The organism is Deinococcus wulumuqiensis R12 (genome assembly GCF_011067105.1).
In the GTDB taxonomy this organism is placed as follows: domain Bacteria; phylum Deinococcota; class Deinococci; order Deinococcales; family Deinococcaceae; genus Deinococcus; species Deinococcus wulumuqiensis.
Genome location: NZ_CP049357.1, coordinates 2,481,909 through 2,505,713, shown reverse-complemented (window position 1 = coordinate 2,505,713; position 23,805 = coordinate 2,481,909). Strand labels below are relative to the sequence as shown.

The 23,805-nt window shown below is 68.8% G+C and carries 24 protein-coding genes; 9 read left to right on the top strand and 15 right to left on the bottom strand.

What is annotated here, in order from left to right; all coding sequences use genetic code 11:
• The first annotated feature begins 114 nt into the window (after window positions 1-114).
• Genes G6R31_RS12160 through G6R31_RS12150 form a run of 3 tightly spaced genes read left to right on the top strand, consistent with a single transcriptional unit; the run spans window position 115 to window position 2,771 of the window.
• Window positions 115-1,227, top strand: a complete 1,113-nt coding sequence (locus G6R31_RS12160; RefSeq protein WP_081608258.1) for a GGDEF domain-containing protein — start codon at window positions 115-117, stop codon at window positions 1,225-1,227.
• Window positions 1,224-2,192: a protein-methionine-sulfoxide reductase catalytic subunit MsrP gene (msrP, locus tag G6R31_RS12155; protein WP_025567650.1), complete on the top strand. Its 969-nt coding sequence runs from the start codon at window positions 1,224-1,226 to the stop codon at window positions 2,190-2,192. Before G6R31_RS12160 ends, msrP begins: the two co-directional genes overlap by 4 nt.
• A complete protein-coding gene (locus G6R31_RS12150) occupies window positions 2,193-2,771 on the top strand; it encodes a protein-methionine-sulfoxide reductase heme-binding subunit MsrQ (RefSeq protein WP_017870479.1) in 579 nt (192 codons plus the stop codon).
• Window positions 2,772-3,285: 514 nt separating this feature from the next.
• On the opposite strand, the gene G6R31_RS12145 is transcribed toward G6R31_RS12150, so the two are convergent.
• The 3 genes from G6R31_RS12145 to G6R31_RS12135 form a co-directional block, all read right to left on the bottom strand.
• Entirely contained in the window at window positions 3,286-4,776 is a 1,491-nt protein-coding gene (locus G6R31_RS12145) for an amidohydrolase (RefSeq protein ID WP_017872013.1), read from the bottom strand.
• Between the two features lie 254 nt (window positions 4,777-5,030).
• The gene (locus G6R31_RS12140; RefSeq protein WP_026138836.1) at window positions 5,031-5,576 is read right to left on the bottom strand and encodes a hypothetical protein; all 546 of its coding nucleotides are present in this window, start codon (window positions 5,574-5,576) and stop codon (window positions 5,031-5,033) included.
• A 14-nt stretch (window positions 5,577-5,590) separates the two neighbouring features.
• Window positions 5,591-6,346, bottom strand: coding sequence for a peptidylprolyl isomerase (locus G6R31_RS12135; protein ID WP_017872015.1), 756 nt, complete (start codon window positions 6,344-6,346; stop codon window positions 5,591-5,593).
• A gap of 77 nt (window positions 6,347-6,423) precedes the next feature.
• Between G6R31_RS12135 and cmk the strand changes: the two genes are divergently transcribed.
• Window positions 6,424-7,044 (top strand): (d)CMP kinase, encoded by a 621-nt coding sequence (gene cmk, locus G6R31_RS12130; RefSeq protein WP_017872016.1) that lies wholly within the window; start codon window positions 6,424-6,426, stop codon window positions 7,042-7,044.
• 389 nt (window positions 7,045-7,433) lie between these two features.
• Here the strand turns inward: cmk and G6R31_RS12125 are convergent, their stop codons facing one another.
• Window positions 7,434-8,873, bottom strand: a complete 1,440-nt coding sequence (locus G6R31_RS12125; protein ID WP_025568132.1) for a nitronate monooxygenase — start codon at window positions 8,871-8,873, stop codon at window positions 7,434-7,436.
• A 382-nt stretch (window positions 8,874-9,255) separates the two neighbouring features.
• Window positions 9,256-11,328 carry a hypothetical protein gene (locus G6R31_RS12120; RefSeq protein WP_017871298.1) on the bottom strand — a complete coding sequence of 691 codons (2,073 nt, stop codon included), beginning with the start codon at window positions 11,326-11,328 and terminating at the stop codon, window positions 9,256-9,258.
• Between the two features lie 152 nt (window positions 11,329-11,480).
• Here G6R31_RS12120 and hemA point away from each other — a divergent pair, with 152 nt between their 5' ends.
• Window positions 11,481-12,581, top strand: a complete 1,101-nt coding sequence (gene hemA / locus G6R31_RS12115) for a glutamyl-tRNA reductase (RefSeq protein WP_025568105.1) — start codon at window positions 11,481-11,483, stop codon at window positions 12,579-12,581.
• A 170-nt stretch (window positions 12,582-12,751) separates the two neighbouring features.
• On the opposite strand, the gene G6R31_RS12110 is transcribed toward hemA, so the two are convergent.
• Window positions 12,752-13,486: a YebC/PmpR family DNA-binding transcriptional regulator gene (locus tag G6R31_RS12110; RefSeq protein ID WP_017871296.1), complete on the bottom strand. Its 735-nt coding sequence runs from the start codon at window positions 13,484-13,486 to the stop codon at window positions 12,752-12,754.
• A 145-nt stretch (window positions 13,487-13,631) separates the two neighbouring features.
• Here G6R31_RS12110 and G6R31_RS12105 point away from each other — a divergent pair, with 145 nt between their 5' ends.
• Complete coding sequence (locus G6R31_RS12105; protein WP_017871295.1) at window positions 13,632-14,471, top strand: alpha/beta fold hydrolase; 840 nt, start codon at window positions 13,632-13,634, stop codon at window positions 14,469-14,471.
• A gap of 206 nt (window positions 14,472-14,677) precedes the next feature.
• Here G6R31_RS12105 and mltG read toward each other — a convergent pair whose 3' ends face one another.
• From mltG to gatB, 4 genes are all read right to left on the bottom strand, one after another.
• The gene (gene mltG, locus G6R31_RS12100) at window positions 14,678-15,709 is read right to left on the bottom strand and encodes an endolytic transglycosylase MltG (RefSeq protein ID WP_017871294.1); all 1,032 of its coding nucleotides are present in this window, start codon (window positions 15,707-15,709) and stop codon (window positions 14,678-14,680) included.
• Window positions 15,706-16,725, bottom strand: coding sequence for a carbohydrate kinase family protein (locus tag G6R31_RS12095; RefSeq protein WP_017871293.1), 1,020 nt, complete (start codon window positions 16,723-16,725; stop codon window positions 15,706-15,708). The genes mltG and G6R31_RS12095 overlap by 4 nt, the downstream gene beginning before the upstream one ends.
• 79 nt (window positions 16,726-16,804) lie before the next feature.
• Window positions 16,805-17,476: a hypothetical protein gene (locus G6R31_RS12090; protein WP_017871292.1), complete on the bottom strand. Its 672-nt coding sequence runs from the start codon at window positions 17,474-17,476 to the stop codon at window positions 16,805-16,807.
• On the bottom strand, window positions 17,473-18,912 hold the full coding sequence (gatB, locus tag G6R31_RS12085; RefSeq protein WP_017871291.1) for an Asp-tRNA(Asn)/Glu-tRNA(Gln) amidotransferase subunit GatB: 1,440 nt from the start codon (window positions 18,910-18,912) through the stop codon (window positions 17,473-17,475). The genes G6R31_RS12090 and gatB overlap by 4 nt, the downstream gene beginning before the upstream one ends.
• Window positions 18,913-19,079: 167 nt before the next feature.
• Here gatB and G6R31_RS12080 point away from each other — a divergent pair, with 167 nt between their 5' ends.
• Window positions 19,080-20,114: an AfsR/SARP family transcriptional regulator gene (locus G6R31_RS12080; RefSeq protein WP_017871290.1), complete on the top strand. Its 1,035-nt coding sequence runs from the start codon at window positions 19,080-19,082 to the stop codon at window positions 20,112-20,114.
• A gap of 59 nt (window positions 20,115-20,173) precedes the next feature.
• On the opposite strand, the gene G6R31_RS12075 is transcribed toward G6R31_RS12080, so the two are convergent.
• Window positions 20,174-20,821 carry an MBL fold metallo-hydrolase gene (locus G6R31_RS12075; protein ID WP_017871289.1) on the bottom strand — a complete coding sequence of 216 codons (648 nt, stop codon included), beginning with the start codon at window positions 20,819-20,821 and terminating at the stop codon, window positions 20,174-20,176.
• 62 nt (window positions 20,822-20,883) lie between these two features.
• On the opposite strand from G6R31_RS12075, the gene G6R31_RS12070 reads away from it, so the two are divergent.
• Together G6R31_RS12070 and G6R31_RS12065 are read left to right on the top strand one after the other, a co-directional pair.
• Window positions 20,884-21,372, top strand: a complete 489-nt coding sequence (locus G6R31_RS12070) for a hypothetical protein (protein WP_017871288.1) — start codon at window positions 20,884-20,886, stop codon at window positions 21,370-21,372.
• 66 nt (window positions 21,373-21,438) lie between these two features.
• On the top strand, window positions 21,439-21,666 hold the full coding sequence (locus G6R31_RS12065; protein WP_017871287.1) for a hypothetical protein: 228 nt from the start codon (window positions 21,439-21,441) through the stop codon (window positions 21,664-21,666).
• Between the two features lie 56 nt (window positions 21,667-21,722).
• On the opposite strand, the gene G6R31_RS12060 is transcribed toward G6R31_RS12065, so the two are convergent.
• The 4 genes from G6R31_RS12060 to G6R31_RS12045 all read right to left on the bottom strand — a co-directional run bounded on the left by G6R31_RS12060 (window position 21,723) and on the right by G6R31_RS12045 (window position 23,789).
• Complete coding sequence (locus G6R31_RS12060; protein ID WP_017871286.1) at window positions 21,723-21,929, bottom strand: YwbE family protein; 207 nt, start codon at window positions 21,927-21,929, stop codon at window positions 21,723-21,725.
• 2 nt (window positions 21,930-21,931) lie between these two features.
• A complete protein-coding gene (locus G6R31_RS12055; RefSeq protein WP_017871285.1) occupies window positions 21,932-22,573 on the bottom strand; it encodes a class I SAM-dependent methyltransferase in 642 nt (213 codons plus the stop codon).
• Window positions 22,574-22,646: 73 nt separating this feature from the next.
• A complete protein-coding gene (locus G6R31_RS12050; protein ID WP_017871284.1) occupies window positions 22,647-22,859 on the bottom strand; it encodes a hypothetical protein in 213 nt (70 codons plus the stop codon).
• Between the two features lie 234 nt (window positions 22,860-23,093).
• Complete coding sequence (locus G6R31_RS12045) at window positions 23,094-23,789, bottom strand: histidine phosphatase family protein (protein WP_017871283.1); 696 nt, start codon at window positions 23,787-23,789, stop codon at window positions 23,094-23,096.
• Between the last annotated feature and the right edge of the window lie 16 nt (window positions 23,790-23,805).

Sequence of the window (23,805 nt, the reverse complement as noted above, 5' to 3'; positions counted from 1 at the left end):
GTGCAATCGCTCCTCGCACGGCTGGGGGCTTTTCAAGGCCGCCCGGCTGATCTAAAGATCACTTTCGACCTGTCTTAAGTCGCCACAAATCGTTTCCATGTCTAATGACAGGTCATGACTCCGCTCCGCTTTCCTTTGCCCGAGGCCCGCATGCGGCGTCGGCCAGGGGTATATCTGGCGTTGACCCTGCTGACAGGGGTGCTTCAGGTGCTGGCGGCGCTGGCCTGCATGCACGACCCGCCCCGGCTGGCGGCGGGCGTCACCGGCGTGGCGCTGAGCGCAGCGATGGTCGGCCTGAGCCTGCGCCGCCCGCTGCCCGAAGACCACATTCACCGGCTGGCGGTGACCCTGGCGCTGGTGTGGCTGCTGACCGAGGCCGCATTGATGGTCTGGCACGGCGGGGTGCTCAGCCCCCAGCAGCTCACCAACGCGGCCATCACGTCGGCGCTGGCGCTGACCCTGCTGCCGCCGCGCCAGGCCGTGCCTATCGTGGCGATGGTCTACGGGCTGCTGCTGGTGCTGGTGCTGACCATTCCCGGCAGCGACCTGATTCTGCTGCTGATGAACATGGTGCTGGCGGGGCTGATGGGCTTCATGTCGGTCTACGGGCGGCAGGTCAGCGTGGCGCAGGCCCGCAGCGCGTGGCTTCAGGACCTCGCCTTTCGGGACCCGCTCACCGGCCTCGCCAACCGGCACATGGCCGACGAGGAACTGCGGGCGCTCGAGCTGGCCCAGGGCGCGCTGGCACCCGAGCAGTCGGCGGGGGCGGTGGGGGACGCGGCGCTGCTGATTCTCGACCTCGACGACTTCAAGCGCATCAACGATTCGCTGGGACACGCTCGGGGCGATCAGGCGCTGGTGCATGTGGCGCGGCTGATCGAGGGCCAGTTGCGCCCCGGCGACACGGCGGCCCGCTGGGGGGGCGAGGAATTTCTGGTGATTTTGCGCGGGGTCAGCCGTGAACAGGCCCGCGCCGTCGGCGAGCGGATGTTGCAGGCCGTACAGAACACGCCGCTGCCGGGTTTTCCCCACCTGACGCTCAGTGGCGGCGGGGCCATGCTGGAAGAAGCACCGGACCATGCCGCGCTCCTCGACCTCGCCGACCGCCGTCTCTACGCCGCCAAGCACGCAGGCCGCGCCCGCAGCGTCTGGTCGGAAGACGAGGTGCTGGCCACCTACGCCCTTTCGCACGCGCCGCGGAGCGCCACCCGGAGCCGAGGACCATGACCGACCCCCGTCCCCCAGCCCCCCCTGCCGACCCGGGCCGCCGCGAACTGCTCAGGCAGGCCGCGCTGCTGACCGCCACCGCTGCCGGCTTCGGCGGGGGGTTGACGCTGCTCACGCGCTCCGCCGGTTCGGGGGCCGGTCCTGCTGCGGCGCCCCCGGTCCCCGAACCGGCGGGGCGCGTCATTCGTCCGAGCGGGCCGTACGATACCCGCGAGCCGCTGACGAGCTACCGCGACATGACCACCTACAACAACTTCTACGAACTGGGGCTGGGCAAGGGCGACCCCGCCCGAAATGCCGGAGCGCTCGTCACGCGGCCCTGGACGGTGGTGGTGGACGGCGAGGTGAGAAAGCCCGTCACGCTGGACGTGGACACGCTCACGCGCTGGTTTCCGCCCGAGGACCGTATCTACCGCATGCGCTGCGTGGAAGGCTGGAGCATGGTAATGCCGTGGCTGGGCTTTTCGCTGGGCGACCTGCTGCGCCGCGTAGAGCCGACGGGCGCCGCGAGGTACGTGCAGTTCACCGCCATCCACGCCCCCGACAAGCTGCCGGGGCAACGGCCCTGGGTGCTCGACTGGCCGTATACCGAGGGCCTGCGGCTGGACGAGGCGCTGCACCCGCTCACCCTGCTCGCCGTGGGGCTGGAGGGCCGGACTCTGCTGCCGCAAAACGGCGCTCCGCTGCGGCTGGTCGTGCCGTGGAAATATGGCTTCAAGAGCATCAAGGCCATCGTGCGTATCACGCTCACGCGGACGCCGCCGCCGACCACCTGGGCGCTGGCTGCTCCGCACGAATACGGCTTTTACGCCAACGTCAACCCCGCCGTGCCGCACCCGCGCTGGTCGCAGGCCACCGAGCAGCGCATCGGGGAAAGCGGGCGCCGTCCCACGCTGCCCTTCAACGGCTACGCCGAGCAGGTGGCGGGGCTGTACGCAGGCATGGACCTGCGGCGGAACTTCTAGGTGCGCCGCCTTCCGCCGCTGGCGTGGCTGGAACCGGGAGTGGCCCTCGGCGGTCTGGTGCCGGCTGCCTTCCTCGGCTGGGACGCGCTGACGGGCGGGCTGGGGGCCAACCCGGTCAAGCAGGCCACCCACCAGACGGGACAGTTGGCACTGATGTTGCTGACCCTCTCGCTCGCCTGCACACCGGCGCGGGTCTGGCTGCGGTGGACCTGGGCCGCCCGCGTTCGCCGGGCGCTGGGGCTGCTCGCGGCCTTTTACGCGGCGCTGCACTTCGGGCTTTATGTGCGCGGGCAGGACGTTCATCTGGGCCGCATCTGGGAGGACGTGGCCGAGCGGCCCTTCGTCACCTCGGGCTTTGCGGCGCTGCTGCTGCTCGTGCCGCTGGTGCTCACGAGCGGCAAGGGCAGCGTGCGGCGGCTGGGCTTCCGGCGCTGGACCCGGCTGCACCGTCTGGTCTACCCCGCCGCCGGGCTGGCCGCGCTGCACTACTGGTGGGGGGTCAAACAGGACCACACCGGACCCCTGCTCGCCGGGCTGGGCCTGCTTCTGCTGGGGCTGGCGCGGCTGAGACGGCCCTGATACGGGACTGGGCTTTATCAACGGTTCGGACAGATTCATAATTTTCGGCTGAAGAAACTGCGATTTATACGGATTCCGCTTAATTCCTGCACAGTCGGGAAAGCGCCGCCTGTGCATCCATATCGCGGAATCCGTATTTTTTCCTACTCGCATCCGCTCGGATTGAATCTGAAACGACCAGATTCAATCGGAATCCGTATTAGTTGTCTGGGACGCCATTTATGTTACCCCTCCCAGCCTCCCCCGCAAGGGGGGAGGAGCTAAAAACACCGCATTCATCGCAATTCAGAAGCCAGGTTCTCAAAACTGTCCGAACCATTGGTTACTCCGCACCTCCGAGGAAAGCGGCCGAATGTGCTCTGCTTCGCAGCTTTGCAAATCCGCGTCGCCCAGCCCCGTCTTCTCCTCTCCTCCCCGCGCTGAAAGCGGGCTAGGGAGCACTTCTATCGGCCCTGCGCGGCTCGCTCTGCTCGGAACAACAGTGTGGAGGCCCAAACTCTTTTGCAAAGCCGTACTAAAGAACCAGTGCCCGCGCCGCGCCGCCCAGTTCGTCCCAGAGGGTAAACGCCGCCCGCGCTCCGGGCCGAATCCAGCCTTCGCCGTTCCACCCGGCGGCGAGGGCGGGGCCTCGGGTGTAGGCCCACAGCACTTCGCCGGGCGTGAGCGCCTCGTGCGGGGCGAGGGGCAGACCGTCGTCGCCCAGCCGGGTCACGGCGGCGGCGAAGTTGGCCTGCACGCTCGGCGGGGCCACCGGCGCGTCGCTGCCGAAGGCGAGGGTGGCCCCGGCTTCTTTCAGCGACCGGAACGCGAAGCTCGTTACCTCGCCCTGCGGCAGCAGCCCACGAATCATGGCGGCGTCGCCCTGAAGGTGAATGGGCTGCACGCTGGCACTCAGGCCCCGGAAACGCGGCAGGTCTTGCGGGCGCAGGTGCTGGGCGTGTTCGATGCGCAGCCGGATGCCCCGCGCCTCCGCCTCGGGGCGAAGCTGCTCGTAGACGTTCAGCACCTCGGTGTTGGCGCGGTCCCCGATGGCGTGGGTCACGGGGGTCAGGCCCAGCTTCAGCGCCTCGCGGCCCCGTTCGAGCATCAGTTCGGGCGAGTCCAGGGCGATGCCGGTGCCGGAGCCGTCGGCAAACCCCGGCGCGTGCAGCCAGGCGGTGCGGCTGCCGAGCGCGCCGTCGGCGAAGAACTTGACGCCGCCCCACTGAAACAGCCCCCCCGCCCCGCGTGCCAGTCCCAGGTCGTGCGCTTGGGCCAGCCGCTCGTGCGGCAGACAGGCCCAGACCCGCAGCGGCAGTTCGCCCCGCGCCGCCAGGGTTTGCAGGGCACGCGGGGCCGCCGACGGCTCGAAGGCCATGGTGTGCGTGGCGACAAAGCCCCGCGCGGCGAGGTCCTGCGCCCCGGCGCGGGCGTGCGCCAGCCACTCGGCCTCACCGGGCGCGGGCACGAGGTCGGCCACCAGCGCCTGCGCCGTTTCCTGAAGGCAACCCAGGGGCCGAACGATGTGGCCGCCCTCCGGGTCGGGGGTCTGGTCGTGAATCCCGGCGAGGGCCAGCGCCCGGCTGTTGACCCAGAGCATGTGGTGGTCGCGCGAGTGCAGCAGCACCGGGTGGTCAGGACTGACCGCATCGAGGTCGGCGGCGGTGGGGTACCCGCTCAGGCCCATCTCGGACAGCAGAAAGCCGCCGCCCACAATCCACTCGCCCGCCGGGGTCCGCGCCGCCCGCTCGCGCAGCTTTGAGCGCACCTCGCCCACACTGCGCACCCCCTGCACGTCGAGTTGCGACAGCGACGCCCCGTACATCACCAGATGGGTGTGCGCGTCGCACAGGCCGGGGGTCAGCAGCAGGTCACGGTGGTCGAGCACCTCGGCGCGGGGGGCCAGAGCCGTCAGGTCTTCGCGGGCACCCACCGCCAGCACCCGCCCGCCGCCGACCAGCACCGCCTGCGCCCCCGGGCACGCCGGGTCGAGGGTGGTGACCTGGGCCAGAATCAGGGTGAGCATGGGCACAGGGTAGAGGGTAAAGGGTGGAGGGGTGAGGGGTAATACGGATTCCGCTTAATTCCTGCACAGTCGGGAAAGCGCCGCCTGTGCATCCATATCGCGGAATCCGTATTTTTTCCTACTCGCATCCGCTCTGCTGCGCAGCTTTGCAAGTCGGATTGAATCTGAAACTACCAGATTCAATCGGAATCCGTATAAGGGTGAAGGGACGCCCGCACGCGCCTTCCCTTCGCCCTCACCCCTCTCCCTTCTGCTCAGCGGCTCAGGTCGTAGCCCGTCACCTTGCTGCCGGGGCGGGGGTTGCCGTCGCCCAGAGGCCGGGCGCGGTCGTACAGGTTCCAGCCCTGCGCCACCGTCATGGCGGGCACCGCTTCTTCCCCGGCGCCGGGCAGCCCCTCCGGCACCCGGACCGCTGGCAGGTCGCCCCCGCGCGGGCTGAACATCAGCCACTGGCGGTTGCGGGCGAAGGTCTCGCTGGGGTCGAAGGTGCCGTCGTTGTCGGCGTCGTCGAAGGCGACGACCTGATAGACGCCGGCCACGTCGGGCAGGTCCGGCAGGTCCACCCCGAAGGCCGCACCCGGGGTCAGGCGCGTCTGGGCGAGGTTGGCGGTGTTCGTCACCACGTTGGGCAGGCCCGTGCCGACCAGGGCGAGGCGCAGGTTGGCGCCCTCCGCCCAGCCCCCGCCGAGGGTGCCGCTCAGGTCGTAGTCGCCCGGCGCCCTCACGGTCTGTTTGCCGCAGGCGGCCAGGGCCAGCACAGGCAGCAGCAGGGCGAGGCGTTTTATCGCCAGGCCTTTCATCACCTGCTCCCTCATCACTGGGCCTTGGTCAGAATGCGCACGCTCAGCAGCTTGTCGGCCACCGCGCCTTCCACCGGAGCGCCGTCGCCGCCGCTGGTGCGGGTCAGCTTGGGCAGCACGTCGTCGCCCGTGACGACCTTGCCGAAGATGGTGTGCAGGCCGTTGAGGTGCGGCGTCTGCTCGAAGGTGATGAAAAACTGCGAGCCGTTGGTGGCCGGACCGCTGTTCGCCATCGCCAGAATCCCGCTGCCGCCAAAGGTGAGCTTGGAGCGGATTTCGTCGGCGAACTGGTAGCCGGGGCCGCCCGTGCCCCAGGCGTCCTTCTGGGCCTCGTCGGCGCTCTTGGGGTCGCCCGCCTGCGCCATGAAGCCCTCGATGACGCGGTGAAAACGGGTGCCGTCATAGAAGTGGTTGCGGGCCAGCGTCACGAAGTTGTTGACGGTCACGGGCGTTTCCTGCTCGTAGAGGTCCACCAGAATCTGGCCCTTGTTCGTGTCGAGCAGCGCGTAGTAGTCCTGGCCGTCTTGCAGGCTCATGGCCGGCTCCTGCTTGAACTCGCGCACCGGCTTGTCGGTCAGGGCTTTGACTTCCACGTACCCGCCCGGCACCGCGCCGGGGGCCGTCACCTCCGTGGTCGTGCTCGTTTCGGTCTTGGTGGTCTCGGTCTCGGTTTCCGTCTTGGTTTCGGTGGTCGTCTCGGTCTTGTTCTGGCAGGCGCTCAGGGTCAGCAGGCCCAGCAGCAGAGCGGCAGAAAGGGGGAGCTTCTTCACGCCTCCCAGTCTACGGGCTGCCCCCGTGAGGAGAAGCAGGACGCGGGCCACCCCCCAAAGCTGCTACCTTTTCCCCCGTGATCGTGACCATCGACGGCGTGGCGGCCAGCGGCAAATCGAGCGTGTCGAGCGGCGTGGCGCGGGCGCTGGGCATTCCCTATGTCAGCAGCGGCCTGCTCTACCGCGCCGCCACCCTGCTGGGCCTGGAAGCCCGGCTGGACCTGGGCGAAGCGGCCCCGCTGCTTTCGCACCTGCAAATGCTCCCGCTGCGCCTCGAACCGCTGCCCGAAGGCAACCGCATCTGGCAGGGCGAGCGCGACCTGACCCCGCAGCTGCACCAGAGCGCGGTGGACGCGGGCGTGAGTGCGGTGGCCGCGCACCCCGAGTTGCGGGCCTGGGTGGACGAGCAGCTCCGGCGTCTGCCGCCGCCCTTTGTCGCCGAGGGCCGCGACATGGGCACCAACGTCTTTCCGCAGGCGGGGGCCAAGTTCTACCTGACCGCCAGCCCCCGCATCCGCGCCGAGCGCCGCGCCGCCGAGCGCCCCGAGGACGTGGACGCCATCGAAGCCGCCCTGGTCGAGCGTGACGCCAGAGACCGCGTGCAGAGCGCCCCCGCTCCTGATGCCCGCGTGATCGACACCGGACCACTGAGCCTGGAAGAAGTGATTGCGGAGATTTTGAAAGGGGTGAAGGGCTGAGGGGGAAGGCGAAAGCCCTCAGCCCCAGGTTTTTATCTTGACGGGGTACAAGGAAATGTAGAGGGGAATTTCATGCGCTTCTGACCCTCTACCCTGGTGGGAGAGGGCCTCGCATAGCGAGGGGTGATACGGATTCCGATTGAATCCAGCAGATTTCTGGATTCAATCCGACTGAAAGGAGTAGGAAAAGATACGGATTTCGCGATATGGATGCACAGGCGGTGTAGTTCCGACTGTGCAGGAATTTAGCGGAATCCGTATGAGGGGGTATCCGAGCGACAAAAACGCCCTATAGCCCAAGGAAAATCTTTTTGTACTGGATGGAGATAAAAACCTGCCCTCAGCCCCTCAACCCTTGAAACGGTCGGACGTTCGGACCCCGTAGACCTTTAGCCCCGCAGGAACGCCACCGCGTCCGCCGCCGTGTAACCGGGCTTCCAGCTGCCGAGTTCGGTCAGGCCGTCGCCGCTGGTGAGCAGGGACTTTTCCACGTCGCCGTTACGCTGGATCTGCGGCAGGCCCGCGTCGGCCATCAGCGCGTTGCACAGGCACTTGCGGCCCACGGTGTCCTCGATTTTGCCGCCCTTGGCGACGTACTGGTCCACCGGCTCGGCGGCGCAGCGCCAGCCCACCTTGCCTTCCTTGCCGGGCGCCGTGTCCCAGTAGGCTTCGCGCAGGTAGCCGATGTCGCAAATCCGCATCCGACGGGCGTAGACCTCGGGGTTGGACAGGGTGTCGGGAAGCTGCACCACCTTGAAGGGAAAGCCGGTGGGCGAGGCGAGCGGGTCGGTGTAGACCTTGAGTTCGCCCTGCTGCACCTCGTCCAGCACGCGCCGCTGCAACTCGTCGCGGATGCCCGCTTCCCTGGCGTAAGCGAACAGGGTGCCGACCTGAATCCCGGTGGCGCCCTCGGCCAGCGCCTCTTGCAGGCCGCCGCGCTTGCCGTAGCCGCCCGCCAGCCAGAACGGGAGGCCGAGCTTGCGCATCTCGGCGAGGTCGCACACGTCGCGCTCGCCGTAGACCGGCTGGCCCAGGGCGTCGAGTTCGTAGTTGCCGCGCGGGGGCGCGTTGTGGCCGCCTGCGGTGGGGCCTTCGACCACAAAGCCCTCGATGCCGCCGGTCTTTTTGCGCAGCATCGCCCCGGCCAGCACGTGTGAGGTGACGATGGGGTAGAACTTCGGGCGCACGGTGGTCATCCCCGCAAAGCCGTACGCGGCGGGGTCGAGCGTGACGCTGGGGGTGTCGCCCTGGGGGTCGCCCTTGACGCTGAGTTTGAAGGTGCCGGGCCGCCCCGCCGAGAGGTTGTCGAGCGCCGCCGGAACTTCACGCGGAATCCCCGCCCCCATGATGACCGTGTCCACCCCGGCGAGCATGGCGCCGTACAGGGCCGGCATGGTCATCAGTTCGAGCTTGGTGAGCAGGTTCAGGCCCACCGGGTGGTCGTGGCCCTCACGGGCGAGCCAGACCTCGACGAAGCCCCCGGCGATGGACAGCTCCCAGGCGAGCTGGTGGCTCCGGTGGGTGGGCAGCGGCACGCGGGCGTAGGGCTGCTCCGGGGCCTTGCCTCCCTCGATGAAGTATTTGGCGACAAATTCCTGGGCCTTGGCCGGGTTGGGGTAGGCGGCCAGCGCCCGGCGAACGTGGCCTTCCGGGTCGCCGTCTTGCAGGCGCCGGACCAGAACATTGTCGATGCCGGTGCCCGAAACCACACCGAGTTCACCGGTCTGGGACACCGCCCGCGCCAGTCGCCAGTCGGAAACGGCCACGCCCATGCCCCCCTGAATGATGCGGGGCAAGCGAGCCGGGGAAACGTGTGTCAGTTCAGTCATGGGTCACCTTGGTTCCCCCGTGGCCCGGTGCTCCCGTTGGCGGGCCGAGCGGCTGAGATCAGGGGTCAGGATAGTATTCCGCCCTCCCCGGCCCGAGGTGCCCAACTTGAGACGGGGTGCAACGAACGCGCCCCGCCTGGGTTCATGGTTTCATACGGATTCCGCTTAATTCCTGCACAGTCGGGAAAGCGCCGCCTGTGCATCCATATCGCAGAATCCGTATTTTTTCCTACTCGCATCCGCTCGGATTGAATCTGAAACGACCAGATTCAATCGGAATCCGTATCAGGAATTATTCTTTAGAGATATTGGAAATGGGCCGCCGTCTCCTCCATCCCACTTCGGAAAAGAAAATAGACCCTATCTATTTTTCAATGCAGTATCAGACCTTGATGGCCCGCAGTTCGCTCAGCGCCTTTTTGTACTGCTCGATTTCGCGCTCCACCACGCCGAGCTGCTGGGAAATCTCGGCTTCGTGGCGGTCCCAGCGGGCCGAGGTAAAGGCCCGGACAGCCTGCTCGAATTCCTCCAGCTCGTGCCCGAGCTGCACCTGCCCGCGCTGCTGGAGGGCATTGATCTCGGCGCGGGGCACCACGCCGGGGTCGAACTGGAAAAAGTCTTCCAGGCTGCGCCGCCACGCCAGCAGTTCGCGGCCCAGCGGCGCGGGCAGGGCGCGAACACGCTCGGCGTCCACCTCCAGCGCGGTGCGGATGCCCTGCGCCACCACCAGACCCAGTTCACGGGGGCCGAGGCCCGGCACGGCGCCACTGCGCAGCGGCTGCCCACGCAAAAAATCGAGCCGGGTCCGCTCGCGCCAGCGTCCCAGCAAGGCCCCCAGGCTGCCCCCCGCGCTGAGGCTGAGCAGTTGTGCCCGGCGCCGTTCCAGTGCTTGCTGCTCGCGCAGATGCAGGGCGGCGGCGTTGTCGGCGTGGTACTGCTCCCGCAGCGCCTCGCGCCGCTCTACGCGGGCCGCGAGTTCGGCCTTGACCTCGGCCCGGCGCTTGCGCACCGCCCGGCGGTAACGCTGCTGAGGACTGCGGCGCGGGAGCAGGCCACGCACCAGCGCGTGTTCCCAGCGTTCGTAGCGGTCAATCAATCCGTCCCAGTCCACCGCAAAACGCCGCCCCACCGTCAGCGCGAACAGGACGATGGCGGGCACCACCAGCCCCGCCAGCACCGAGCGCTGCACCAGACCGACCCCCAGCATCAGGGCCGTGAGTACCAGCGTCCGCAGTGTCCAGGTCAGCGCCTGAATCTGCTGGCGCTGGCTCAGGCCACGCGGTTTGTCGGGCAGGCCCAGCGGCAAGGGGGGCAGGGGCGGCGCCTCGGTCACCGGGGCCACCGGGGGCGCGGGCGGGGGCGCGACCACCCGCTGCACGTCGTTCCACAGCCTTTGTACCCGCGCCTGCATGTCTGTTCCGTCTGCTGCGGCGCCCGGCCCCTCGCGCTCGGCGGCGCACTCCGGACAGGGACGGCCCGGCACCTGCCAGTGCCCGCTGCGCCGGGGGCAGGGCACGAGTTCGGCGGCGAAGGTGTTGAGCGCCACCGCCCAGGTCACCGGGGTGGGGCGCGGTCCGGGCGGCGCGGCGAACGCCTGCACGAACAGCGCCTGCACGCCCGGCGGCAGCGCGGCAAAGGGCCACTCGCCCGGCGCGGGCCGCACGCCCGGCCCGGCCTGCGGCGAGTCCACGAACAGCCCGGCGGCAATCGCCTCGGCCGGCCCCGGCGCCGTTCCCCGCGCGTGGATTCCGGCGTAGGGGTGACGGCCCAGCAGCAGCTCGAACAGCAGCACGGCCAGGCCGAAGGCGTCGCTGTCGGCGTCGGCCCCCCCATTCGGGCCGCTTTCCGGGCCACTGCTCAGGCTGGACGCGCCCGTATTTCGCTGCCGCTCGGGGGGCAGGTACTCGGCGCTGGCGACCGGCCCGGCAAACTCGCGCCCGGTCAGGCGCAGGTGATAGTCGTCGGCGCCGACCAGCCGCACCTCGCCCGACACACTGACCAGCACATGCTCGGCCCGCACGTCGCCCATCCAGTGCCCGGCGGCGTGCAACTCGGCGAAGGCCAGCGCCAGTTCGCGCCCGACCCGCACGGCGAACGGCCAGTCGGCCTCCGGGAAGTCCCGGCGGCGCAGGTCGGGCCGCAGCAGCGAGTGCAGGCCCTGAAATTCCCGGGGCGGCAGCAGCGGCAGCAGCAGGCCCGCGAGCTGGCGGTTGGCGCCGTAGAGCGCGGCCAGCGGCCACACCAGCCGCCGCGCCAGGTCCGGCGGCGGCGGGGCCTTGACCATTTCCTCGACCTTCTGCGCCTGGGCCGGGTCAGGCGGCGTCAGGTAGACCTTGGCAAGCTGATCACGCTCCTCGCTCAGGGTCAGCAGGTCGGCGTGCCTGCCCTGGGCCAGCGGCCTTCCCAGCGGCACGGACACGCCATACACGTCTTGCAGGTTGTGAGGAGCAGTCATGGTCGCCCGCAGGGTAACGTCAGGCCAGCGCCTTCGTCATGCACCCCGGGCACCGCCCGGCGGGAGCAAACGGGAAAAAGAAGCGCCCAGACAACTTTCTTACCGTTCGGTACGGGACGCCCGCCCCGTCACGGAAGGCTATGCTGGGCCGCATGACGCTCGCCTGCCCCACCGCCCGTGGCCTGCTTGCCCGGCGACCGGGGCCACAGCCCGCTCCGCTGGATTTTCTGGTGGTGGGCCTCAACCACCAGACCGCGCCCGTGGAGGTCCGCGAACGCGCCGCCGTGCGCCCGGGCGAGGAAGACGCGCTGCTGGGGCACCTCTCGCGCCACGCCGAAGAGGTGCTGCTGCTCGCCACCTGCAACCGCACCGAGGTGTACCTCGCCGGGGTCCAGGGTGAGGCGCTGGCCGCGTTCGAGGGCGCCTGGGGGCACGAGCTGCTCGAACACCTCTACGTCTACCGGGGCGAGGAGGCCGTGCGGCACCTCTACCGCGTCACGGCGGGCCTCGACAGTCTGGTCATCGGCGAAACGCAGATTCAGGGCCAGGTCAAACGCGCCTGGCAAAGCGCCCACGCGCGTGGCCTGAGCCGCACCCTGATGAACAAGGTGGTGCAGGGCGCCCTGGCTGCAGGCAAACGGGTGCGCCACGAGACGGGCCTGAGCGACAAGGTGGTCAGCGTGTCGAGCGCCGCCGTCGAACTCGCGCAGGCCGCGCTGGGCGACCTCTCGCAGCGCAGCGCCCTGATTCTGGGTGCGGGCGAAACCGCCGAGCTGACGCTGACCCACCTGCGGGCGGCGGGCGTGCAGGACGTGCTGGTGGTCAACCGCACGCCCGAACGTGCCCGCGCCCTGGCCGAAAAGCTGGGGGGCCGCGCCTGCCCCGCCGAGGAACTGCACGCCGCCCTGCCCGAAGCCGACGTGGTCATCGCGTCGAGCGCCGCCCCGCATTACGTCGTCACCGCACAGAACGTGCGTGAGGCGCTGGCGCAGCGTCCGGGCCGCGCCATGTTCCTGATCGACATCAGCGTGCCGCGCATTCTGGACCCCGAAATCGCCAGCGTGCCGGGCGCCTACCTCTACAACCTCGACGACCTGACCGCCGTCGTGCAGCGCAACATGCGCAGCCGCCGCGCCGCCCTGCCCTACGCCGAGGCGATTATCCGCGAACTCGGTTCCGACCTCAGCCGCTGGCACCTGACCCGCGCCACGCAGCTCGCCCGGCAATCGGCGCTGGCGCTCGCGAGCGACTGATACGGGACTGAACTCTTCTTCGGAGATGTCGGAAAAGCACCGCCATCTCCTTCGCGCCGTTCAGTCCCGTATTTTCTTCTACTCACTTCGTTCGGAAAAAGCCGTATGAAAAGGGCGGAAGCCTGCGCCTCCGCCTTTCTTCCCTCCACCCTCTGCCCTCCCCTCTTCTCTCAGTCCTCCGCGTCTTCGGGCAAGTCCGCGTTGGTGTACACGTTCTGCACGTCGTCGAGTTCTTCGAGGTACTCCACCAGCGTCAGCAGCTTGCGGGCGTCGTCGCCGGACACGGCCACCGTGTTGGTGGGCAGCATGGTGATCTGCCCGCTTTCCACCGCGTATCCGGCGGCGGTCAGGGCGTCCTGCACGGCGTAGAGGTCGGCGGGGCCGGTGCTGATTTCCAGGCCTTCCTCGGATTCCTGAATGTCCTCGGCGCCGTGTTCGATGGCGACTTCCTGCGCGGTTTCACTGGTATCGCGAATCAGGATGATGCCTTTTTTCTCGAACTGCCACGCCACGCTGCCGGAGTTGCCCAGGCTCCCGCCGCGCTTGTTGAACACGGCGCGGATGTCGGCCACCGTGCGGTTGACGTTGTCGGTCAGCGTCTCGATGAAAATGGCCGTGCCGCCGGGGCCGTAGCCCTCGTAGGTCTGCTCCTTGTACTCGGCGGCGCCTTCGCCCGCGCCTACCGCACGCTTGATAGCGTTTTCGATGTTGTCCACCGGCACGGTGTCGGCCTTGGCGGCGGCAATCGCGTTTTTCAGGCTCAGGTTGCCGGCGGGGTCGCCGCTGCCGCCCGAACGGACGGCGGCCTGAATGGCGCGGATGTGCTTGGAATAGATGGCGCTGCGTTTCTTGTCATTGGCGCCTTTTTTGCGCTTGATCTGGGACCACTTGCTATGACCGGCCATGTTTCAGAAGTCTCCTGTCTGGAATGTCTTGCGGCACGAGTCCGCGTGCAGTTTTCCCGGCGCCTGCTCACGGGGGAGGCGCAAAACGGCGGGCATTCTAACGCCTGGGGCCAGGGCAGAGAGAAGGCAGGCGCATACTGACGCCATGAACGCTGAACTTCGCCACACCGAACGCCTGGTGAACGGCGTGCGGCTGCACTGCGCCGAAGCCGGGCCTGAAACCGGCCAGCCGGTGCTGCTGCTGCACGGCTTTCCCGAGTTCTGGCACGCCTGGGACCGTCAAATCGGGCCGCTGGCCCGCGCGGGCTTCCGGGTGGTGGTGCCCGACCTGCGCGGCTATAACCTCAGCGAAAAGCCGCCGGGCGTGGAGAACTACCACATCGACACGCTGGTGGGCGACGTGGCGGCGCTGGTTCACGACCTGGGCCACGAACGCGCCCATATCGTCGGGCACGACTGGGGCGGCGTGATTGCCTGGGCCGTCGCCATCTCGCGGCCTGGCGTGGTGGACCGGCTGGTGATTCTCAACGCCCCGCACCCCGGCGCCTTCGGGCGGGAGCTGCGCCGCCCCGAGCAGAAAAAGCGTTCCTGGTACGTGGGCTTTTTTCAGCTGCCCTGGCTGCCCGAGCGCCTGCTGGTCCCCTTCGGACGCTGGGCGCTGGCCGGAGCGCGGCCCGGCAGTTACAGCGCCGAGGACCTCAAGCTCTACCAGGCCGCCTGGACGCAGCCCGGCGCCGCTACGGCCATGATCAACTACTACCGCGCCCTGATGCGCTTCGGCAACGTCCGGGGCCGTCAGGTGCAGGCCCCCACCCTGCTGCTGTGGGGCGAAAAGGACATGGCGCTGGTGCCCGAGCTCGCCGAAGGGCTGGACAAATGGGTGCCCAACCTGAAGACCGTCAAGTTTCCCCACGCGACCCACTGGGTGATGCGTGACGAGACGCTGCGGGTCAATCAGGAAGTGCTGGCGTTTCTGGAGGGGTAATACGGATTCCGATTGAATCTGGTAGTTTCAGATTCAATCCGAGCGGATGCGAGTAGGAAAAAATACGGATTCCGCGATATGGATGCACAGGCGGCGCTTTCCCGACTGTGCAGGAATTAAGCGGAATCCGTATAAAGGGTAGAGGGGAGAGGGTGGAGAGGAGAAGGCATTTTCCCTCCACTCTCCACCCTCTTCCCTCTCCCCCCTCAGCGGTACAGGTCGTTGTCGCGCAGGTGCTCGGCGTAGGTGTGGTTCACGTAGATTTTGCCGCCCGCGTGCAGGAAGTACAGGGCGTCGCGCCCGTCGCTCAGTTTGCGCTGGGGGTTCAGGACGCTCAGCAGCGCGGCCTGGCCGGGGTTGTTGATGGGACCGGCGGGCAGGCCCTGGCGGGTGTAGGTGGAGTAGGGCGTGTCCTTCGTGAAGTCCCCCGCCGAGCGGTCGAGTTCGGGCAGGTCCTTGCCCAGCCCGTAGGCCACCGTCGGGTCGCTGCCCAGCGCGATGCCGTCGCGCAGGCGGTTGAGAAACACCCCGGCAATGATGGGCATTTCGCCGTTGTTGGCGGCCTCGGCCTGCACCATGCTGCCCAGAATCACCCAGTCGCGCACGCTCAGGCCCAGCGCCTGCGCCCCCGCGACATTTTCGGGCGTGAACTCGGTTTCCATGCGGGCGACCATCTTTTTCACGACCTCGGTGGCGCTGTCCTTGGGCCGAAACTCGTAGGTGGCCGGAAACACGAAGCCTTCGAGGTTGGGCTGCTTGCCGTTCGCGTACTGGCTCAGGGCCGGGGTGTTCAGGGCAGTGGCAATGGCCTGCGCGTCGAAGCCCGCCTTCCCGAAAATTTCGGGCAGGTCCTTAATGCGCCTTCCTTCGGGCACCGTCACGTTGACCACCGGAATGCGGGCCGGACCGTCGAGGGTCTTGACCACCTCGTCCACCGTCATCTGGCCGCTGAGGTCGTAGGCGCCTTCCTTGAGCCGCTCCGCCGCGCCCGACTGCTTCATGGCGAAGCGCAGAACCTGGGCGCTTTTGACGATTTTTTTGTCTTCCAGTTCGCGGGCGATTTGCGGCACGGTGGCGCCGGGCGCGACTTCCAGGGTGTAGGCGGGGCCGCCCGCCGGAGCGAACAGGCTGCGGAAGTACGCGAAGGCGCCCAGCGCGGCCAGCAGCCCCAGCACAATCAATCCGAGCAGAAGTTTGGCCCAGAGCGGCAGGCCACGGCGGGAATTCAGGGTCGTCATGCGTTTACCTCTGGAGAAGCGTCAGGGGGAGAAAAGTCAGGGGCGGGAAGGGAAGACAGCGCCGCGCCCACACCCGACAGGCGCCGGGCGAGGTCGGCATCGGCAGGCGGACGGGCACCGAAGCGCGAGACCACCCAGCCGCCGACCTGCACGGCGACCCGGGCGGCGGCCTCGGCGTCGCGCCCGCGCAGCCACTGCGACAAAAAAGCGCCGCCGAAGGCGTCCCCGGCCCCGGTGGCGTCCACCAGCGGGTCACGGGTGGCGGGCACCTGCACGCGGGCCGTCTGCGGGCCTTCGAGCAGGGCGCCTTCCTCGTCCATCTTCAGGGCGATCAGGGCGTGGGGGTAACGCTCACGCAGCCAGGTCAGGGCGGCGGCGTTGTCGCGTTCGCCGCTCATGGCGCGGGCCTCGTCGTCGTTGGGAAACAGCACGTCGAACGGCACGGCGTCCACGATGCCCAGAAACTGTTCGCGCCCGAGCTGCTGAATCATCTGGAAACTGCCGGGGTCGAGGCTCAGGGTCGCGCCTGCGTCCTTGGCGATGTGGGCGGCTTCCAGCGCGGCGGCGCGGGGCGGGTCACGAAACAGGCTCCAGGCGGTCAGGTGCAGGTGCCGGGCACGGGTGAGCGCGGCGTGGGGCAGTTCGCCGGGCAGCAGCTCCCAGTCGGCGCCCTGCCCGGTCAGCATCGCCCGCTGGCCCCGGCGGTCGATCAGGGCGAGAATCACGCCGGTGGGGTGCGCCGCGCTTTCCGTAACCTCGGCCTGCACGCCCTCGGCCCGCAGTTCGGCGGTCGCGAGTTCGCCGAAGCGGTCCTTGCCGATTTTGCCGACGAAGGTGGTGGGGGTGCCCAGCCGCGCCGCCCAGACCGCGAGGTTGGCCGCGCTGCCGCCGCCGGAAAGTTCCAGGCGCCCGGTGGTGTCGCCGCCCGGAAGCAGCAGGGTGTCGGGCTTCGCCAGCACGTCCCAGGCGAGGTCGCCCAGCGAGACCAGCGAGGCCGAAAGGGTGGCGTCAGTCATGCGTAAGGCTCAGGATAGCAAGGCGCGGGACCGGGCATTTGGAGGGGCAGCCGCTTCCTCCCCTCCCCCCCGGCTCCGGTCAGTCTTCCCCACGCGCGGGCGCAGGCATCCCGCGCAGCGCGAGCAGGCTCAGGCCCAGTGCCAGCAGGTCCAGCGCGGCGTGCAGGCCGTAGACCGCCACCGTCAGCGGCGCTGGCCCCTCACCCGGCCCCCCCTCACCCGGCCCACCCAGCGGCACGGTGTTGATGACCCCGATGGCGAGCGCGAGCGGCGCGGCCACGTTGAGCCACTCCCCCAGGCGGCGCCGTCCCAGGGCGTTTGCCGGGTCGGTGGCGTAGCGGGCGAGCGTGCCGTACACCGCGTTTTTGGCGAAGATGTACCCGAACGACAGCGTTTGCAGCGCCGTGAGCGCCACCGCGTTGACCTCTGCCGACGCGCCGCTCAGCGAGAGCAGGCCCAGCAGCCACAGGGACAGCCGCAGCGCCGTGAGCCAGGGAAAAAAGACCCGCAGCGACCGCAGCGTGCCGTCGGTCTCCGGCGTGCCCTGCCCGAGCAGATACCGCCCGAACAGGACCGCCCACCACGCCCCCACCAGCGCGGCGAGCAGCGAACGCAACGCGGTCAGCGCCGTGCCCTCGTTCAGCCCTGGCAGCAGAATGTAAGCCGTCAGCCCCAGCGTGGCCGCCACGTAGAGCCACTGCGCGGCGAGCGCGGGCGTGCGCCAGCGGTTGACGGCTGCAGCCTGGCTCACAGGCCCAGCTTGGCCGTCAGCCGCTCGCGCACCACTTCGGGTTTGGCCTGCCCGCCCATCGCCTTCATGACGGGGCCGAACAGCGCGTTCATGGCCTTGGCGTTGCCCGCCCGCACCTTTTCCACCGTGGCGGGGTCGGCCTGCATCGCCGCGTCGATGGCGGCGTCGATGGCGGCGGTGTCGGTCACCACGCTCAGCCCGCGCTCCTGCACCAGCCGGGCGGGGTCGTGGCCCGCCATCACGTCGGGCAGCAGGTCTTTGGCGACCCGGCCACTGATGGTCCCAGCGTCAATCAGGCCCACCAGCGCGGCGAGGTGCGCGGGCTTCAGGTCGCTGTCCCCCAGCCCCTTTTCCTGCGCGGCGAGGTGTCCGGCCACGTCGGTCAGCAGCCAGTTGGCGAGTTTCTGGGCGCCGGGCTTCTGTGTATCGGGCTGACTTGCCAGCGCCTCGTCGTAAAAGCGCGAGAGCGGCACGCTGAGGCTCAGGGTCTGGGCGTCGGCCTCGCGCACGCCCGCCGAGCGGTAGCGCTCCAGCTTCTGCGCGGGCAGTTCGGGCATCTTCGCCCGGACTTCGGCAATCCACTCGGGCGTGATGTCCAGCGGCGGCAGATCGGGTTCGGGAAAATAGCGGTAGTCGGCCTCGCCTTCCTTGGTGCGCATCAGGAAGGTCTTCTGGCCGCCCTCGTCCCAGCCCAGCGTGTCCTGCGTAATCCTGCCGCCCGCGTCCAGCACACGGGCCTGCCGCGCCGCCTCGTACTCGATGGCGCGGGCCACGCTGCGGAACGAATTGAGGTTCTTGACCTCCACCTTCGTGCCCCAGGGCTGCCCTTCTTTGTGAATCGAGATGTTCACGTCGCAGCGCATCTTGCCTTCTTCCGGGGTGGCGTCGGACACGCCGAGTGCCTGCGCGATGGCCTGCACGCTCTCCAGAAAGGCGCGGGCCTGCTCGGGGCCGGTGATGTCGGCCTCGGTGACCATCTCGATCAGGGCCGACCCCGCCCGGTTGAGGTCGAGCAGGCTGTAGGGCGCGTAGGTCGGGTGCACGAGCTTGCCCGCGTCGTCTTCGAGGTGCGCCCGCTTGATGCGGATGCGTTCGGGGCCGTCTTTGCCCGGCAGGTCGAGGTGGCCGTCCCGCGCGATGGGGCGGTCGTACTGCGAGAGTTGAAAGTTCTTGGGCGCGTCGGGGTAGAAGTAGTTTTTGCGGTGAAACTGCGTAAAGCCCGACACGTCGCAGTTCAGCGCCAGGCCGAACATCATGGCGAGTTCCACCGCGCGGCGGTTGAGGGTGGGCAGGGTGCCGGGCAGCCCCAGGGTGTAGGGGTCGGTGAATTCGTTCGGCCCCGCGCCGTGGTAGTCGGCGGGACAGGCGCTGAAAATCTTGGACCGGGTGTTCAGTTGCAGGTGCACTTCGAGGCCGATGACCGCCTGATACGTCATGGAAGCCAGGATAGCGCCCACCCACCATGCCGCCGCGTAGCGGAAAAGGCCGGACACAGCCCGCAGCGAAACACTTCCGGCGTCTTCTCACGAAACTGTAAGGCAGACCCTTATGCAGTCGGGGCGGGGGGAACGGGGCAAGACAGGGAGCTGGTAGACTTTTCTCCATGCCGCGCATCCTGGTCGTGGACGACGACGCCGCCATCGTCAAGCTCATCAGCGTCATTCTCAGCCGCGCCGGACACGAGGTGCGGACCAGTTCGCATCCGGTGGAGGCGCTGGACCTGCTCAAGGTGTTTACCCCCGACCTCATCATCAGCGACGTGGTGATGCCGTACATGACCGGCCTGGAATTTCTGGAACAGGTGCGCGACCACGAACACCTCTCGGCGATGCCGTTCATTCTGCTTTCCAGCCACGCCGAGCGAACCGACGTGCGCCGGGGCATGAACCTGGGCGCCGACGACTACCTGCCCAAGCCCTTTACGCCCGCCGACCTGACCACCGCCGTAGACGCCCGCTTGCGCCGGGTGGGGCTGACCGCGCAGGCCGAGAGCGGCACGCAGGCCAAGGGGCTGGGCACCGCGCAGGTCATCTGGCAGGGGGGGCAGGTGTCGTGGGTGTCGCGCAAGGCGCTCGAACTGTTTTTCTACCTGCTGGAGCACAAGGAAGTCACGAGCTGGGAAGCCGCCGAGGCGCTGTGGCCGGAAAAAGACGAGTCGCGGGCGAGCAGCCTCTTTCACACCACGCTGCACCGCCTGCGCAAGAGCCTGAGCAACGAGGCCGTGACCAGCCAGAACCGCAAGTACGCGCTGGCCCCCGGCCTGAGTCCCGAGTACGACGTGCAGCGCTACGAACTGCTGGCCGGGCAGGCCGAAGCGGGCAGCCTGGGCTACGAGGAACTCAAGGAACTCGTCGGGCAGTACGGCACCTTCCTGCCCGGCGCCGACAGCCCCTGGGTGGACGACGTGCGCTCGCGGCTCGAACAGACGCAGATGAACCTGCTCGGCCTCGCGGCGCGGGCAGCGAGTGCGGCGGGCAAACCCAAGGAAGCCGCGCAGTACCACCAGCGGGCGCTGAGCCTGGACCCCATGAGCGAGCAGGACTGGAAAGGATTGCAAGCAGCCCTGGACACCCTGGGCGACCCCCGCGCCCGCATGGCCGAACAGCGCGAGGCGTGGTGGGCGATGGATTTCGACTGAGCGCAAAAGGAAGGCGGCGTCCCCGTGCAGGTGCCGGGACGCCGCCTTCTTTTTTTGCTTTACAGGAACGGATTGCTGCGCTTTTCCCTGCCGATGGTCGTGAAGCCGCCGTGTCCGGGGTAGACGTAGGTGTCGTCCGGCAGGCGGAGCAGCTCGCGCTCGATGCCCGCGATGAGTTGCGGGTGGTTGCCGCCCGGCAGGTCGGTGCGCCCGATGCCCCCGGCGAACAGCGTGTCGCCCGCGATGACGAAGCCGTCGCCCACGAACACCACATGCCCCGGCGCGTGCCCCGGCAGCTCACGGGCGGTCAGCGTCAGGTCGCCCGCCGTGAAGGTCTGGCCCTGGGCGATGCCCTGGTCGGGGTCGGCAGGCTGGACGAACGGCAGGTTCCAGCGCCCCGCCGACGCCGCGCCGAGGTGGTAGGTGGGCAGGTCGGCGGGGTGCAGGTAAACGGGCACGCCGAGCGCCTCCCGCACCGGCTGCACCGCGCCGATGTGGTCGAAGTGCGCGTGGGTGAGCAGGATGGCCTGCACCTCCACGCCAGCCGTGCGCACGAGGTCCAGAATCCGCGCCGCGTCGTCGCCGGGGTCGATCAGAAAGCCCTGGTTCCGGGCACCGGCGACGAGCAGTGCGTTTTCCTGAAGGGGGCCGGTGGGCAGCGACCACAGCCGGACAGGGCCGTGGGTGCGGGGAGCAGGCAGGGTCATGGAAAGCAGGATAGCGGGGCGCGGCGCTTGTTCCCCCGCCCCCCATCCCCGATGATGACGGCATGAAACACACCCGCACCTGGACGGACGTGTACGGCTCGCCCCGCGCCAGTTTCGAGGGCCGCGCCGGGGGGCACCGCTGGCTGGTCGCCGCGCCGCCCGAACTTGCCGCCGGGCTGCCTGCGGCCCTGGCGACGGTGGACGGCAAGGGCACTTTCGACCTGCTCGTACACGACGGCCTGACGCCGCTGCTCGGCGCTCTGGCGGAGGGCGGGCACCGGGGCGTGCTGGTGGTGGCGCCCGCGTCCCTGGCAGGCGGCCCGGCGGTGGAAGTCCCGGCGCGGGTGGTGGACGACCTGAGCGGCGCGCCCTACCACGAAGGCGGAGCGTTTCCGGCCTGGACCGGAGCAGGCGCGGCGACCGGCGAGCAGGGCGAGTGCGCGGCGGCGAGTGCGGCGGCCTCGCTGGGGGTGCCGGTGGTGGTGGCCGACCCGGAGAGCGTGGGCGCGGCGCTGACCGCCTGGCTGGGCGCCACCCCGCACGGGCGCTGAAAACCCCTCCCCAACCTTTCCGAACGGCCAAGAGCGGCAAACGGGCGGAGACTTACAATCTGAACCATGCAGATTCTTTCCAAACTGATGGTCATTCTCGGCCTGCTCGTGACGGTCGGAAGCCTGGTCTATCTCGGCATGAACGTGATCGAGATCAACCAGTTGCACGCCGTCGCCTACGCCAACAAGAGCAACGAAGGCCCCAACCCCGTCAACAACGTGATGCTGATGACCGCTCTTGCCGTGTTGGGCGGCTTTCTGTCCGGCCTCGGCCTGAGCATGCCCAAGCGCTGAGCGGGTCCAGCAACAAAGCACCCCTCCGCTCTGGAGGGGCTTTTTGCTGCTGGACTTCACGGCCCCGGCGCAGGCGACACCACCGCCTGAACCCGGCCCACCTGCCCGCTCGTCAGCCGCACCTTGATGCCGTGCGGGTGCGAAGGCGAGCGCGTGAGCAACTGAGCAACTATGCCGCGCGTGAGCTTGCCGGTGGGCTGGTCCTGTTTCTGCACGATGTCCACGGTCAGGCCGGGCCGAATCTGGGAACGGAGGGGGGGCATTCTCAGAGCCTACCCGCCGACGCCGACCCGCCGCCCCGGACGAAGCGGGCAAACTGCACCTGCCCGGCCCGGCGGGCGTGAACCAGCGTGCAGCCCGGCAAGGCCGCTTCCACCGCGCTCAGGTCGGGAAAGGTCAGGCCGCCGAGCCGCGAGAGCAGCCCTTGCAGCGGCCCGCCGGTGCGCGGCACGAACATCAACCAGAGTTGCCCGCCGGGGCGCAGCAGCCGCTCACCACTGCGCAGCAGCCGCCAGGGGTCGGCGGTTTCATTCAGCGTGGCCCCGACCACCACGCCGTCAAAGCGGGCCGGGCGCCAGTCGGTGCTTTCCAGATTCGCCTGCACCCACTCGATCTGGGGCCGGGGTTCGCGCCGCGCCGCCGCGTGCAGCATGACGGGGCTGAGGTCGGCGGCCACCACGCGGCAGCCTGCCCGCGCCAGCACCCCCGCATAGAAGCCGGTGCTGGTGCCCACGTCCAGCCAGCGTTCCCCGGCGGCTGGACGGCACAGGCCGAGAAACAGCCGCGCTTCCCTCGCCAGGCCGAACGGCTCACCCGCCAGCAGGGTCAGCGACCGTGCCCGCCACAGCGGATAGGCCCAGGCGGTCAGGGAGAAAAAATTGCTGCGCTGCGCGGCGGTGAGGGGCATACGACCTCCGATCGAAAGGGGAGAAAAAGGCGAAAAGCCGCCCCGGTGGACGGCCTTTGTCAGCGCAAGAGCTTCAGGCGTCGGCGTCGAGGGCCAGGGTGTTCTGCTTGCGGTACTCGCGGTTCTCGGCCCCCACACCCAGGATGAAAAAGGTGGGCGCCCACTGGCCGACGAACAGGGCGTCGCGCTTGGAGTCGCCGTCGCTCGCCGTGGCGTAGCGGTAAGCGCTGTAAGCGATGGAGGCGTAGCCCAGCACAATCAGGATATCGGACATCTTCAATTTCATGGGGGACTCCTTTGACCTCGTGTTCCGAAGTGGTGATGCCTCAGCATGAACCGCTCCGGCCCGCCGTGTATGGCAGCCGTCCTTAGCATTCCTAACGGGAAGCGCCGAAAAAGCGCCTTTTTGTAAGCAGACCCACACCTGGAGTCTTTGGCAAAAGACCCAGCAGGACGGACGGGCACAGCTGCGGAGCAGAGCATGAAGCGGGTGACGGTGCTGCTCATTCGGAGACCGGCGCTAGACCGTCACCTGCTCAGGCGAGAGGTGGTCGTGCCGGTTGACCCAGCCCACCAGAGGGCCGAACTCGGGTGGGTCGTGTGGGCCGGGCAGGGTGAGCAGGGTGGTGGAGGTGTTGGCGACGCGGAAAAACGCCGTGCCGTGGCTGATGAGTTCACGCAGCAGAAACTGGGTGAAGTGCCCGTGCGTGACGAGACCCACCGTGTCCTGAGGGCCATGCGCCGCGCGCAGCTCGCCCAGCACGCGGCCAGCGCGGGTGAGGTAGGCCGCGTGGTCCTCCGGCTCGAAGCCGCCCGCCCAGGCGTCCTGTGCCGCGAGGTCGGCGGGCCACAGCAGCGCGGGATTGTCCCCCAGCAGGTCGGCATGGGTGCGCCCCGGCACCGGCTGGGGCACCCCGGCCTCATCGCGCAGAAACAGGCCCTGCGTCTCGTGGGCGTGCGCCAGTCCCTGAACCGGCAACCCCAGCGCCGCCGCGAGGGGGGCCGCCGTCTGCACCGCCCGCGTGGTGAGGCTGCAATACAGGTGGGTCAGCCCGCGCAGCGCCGCGTCGGTGTGGGCAAAGTCGGCCAGCGCCCGCGCCTGCTCGTGGCCGAGAGGGGTCAGCGGCGGGTCGGCAGAGCGGCCCTCGCTGCCCCCCGTCTGGGCATAGAGCAGGTTGTTGGTGGACTGCGCGTGCCGGATCAGCAGGAGGTTCACGGCTGGATTGTAGAGG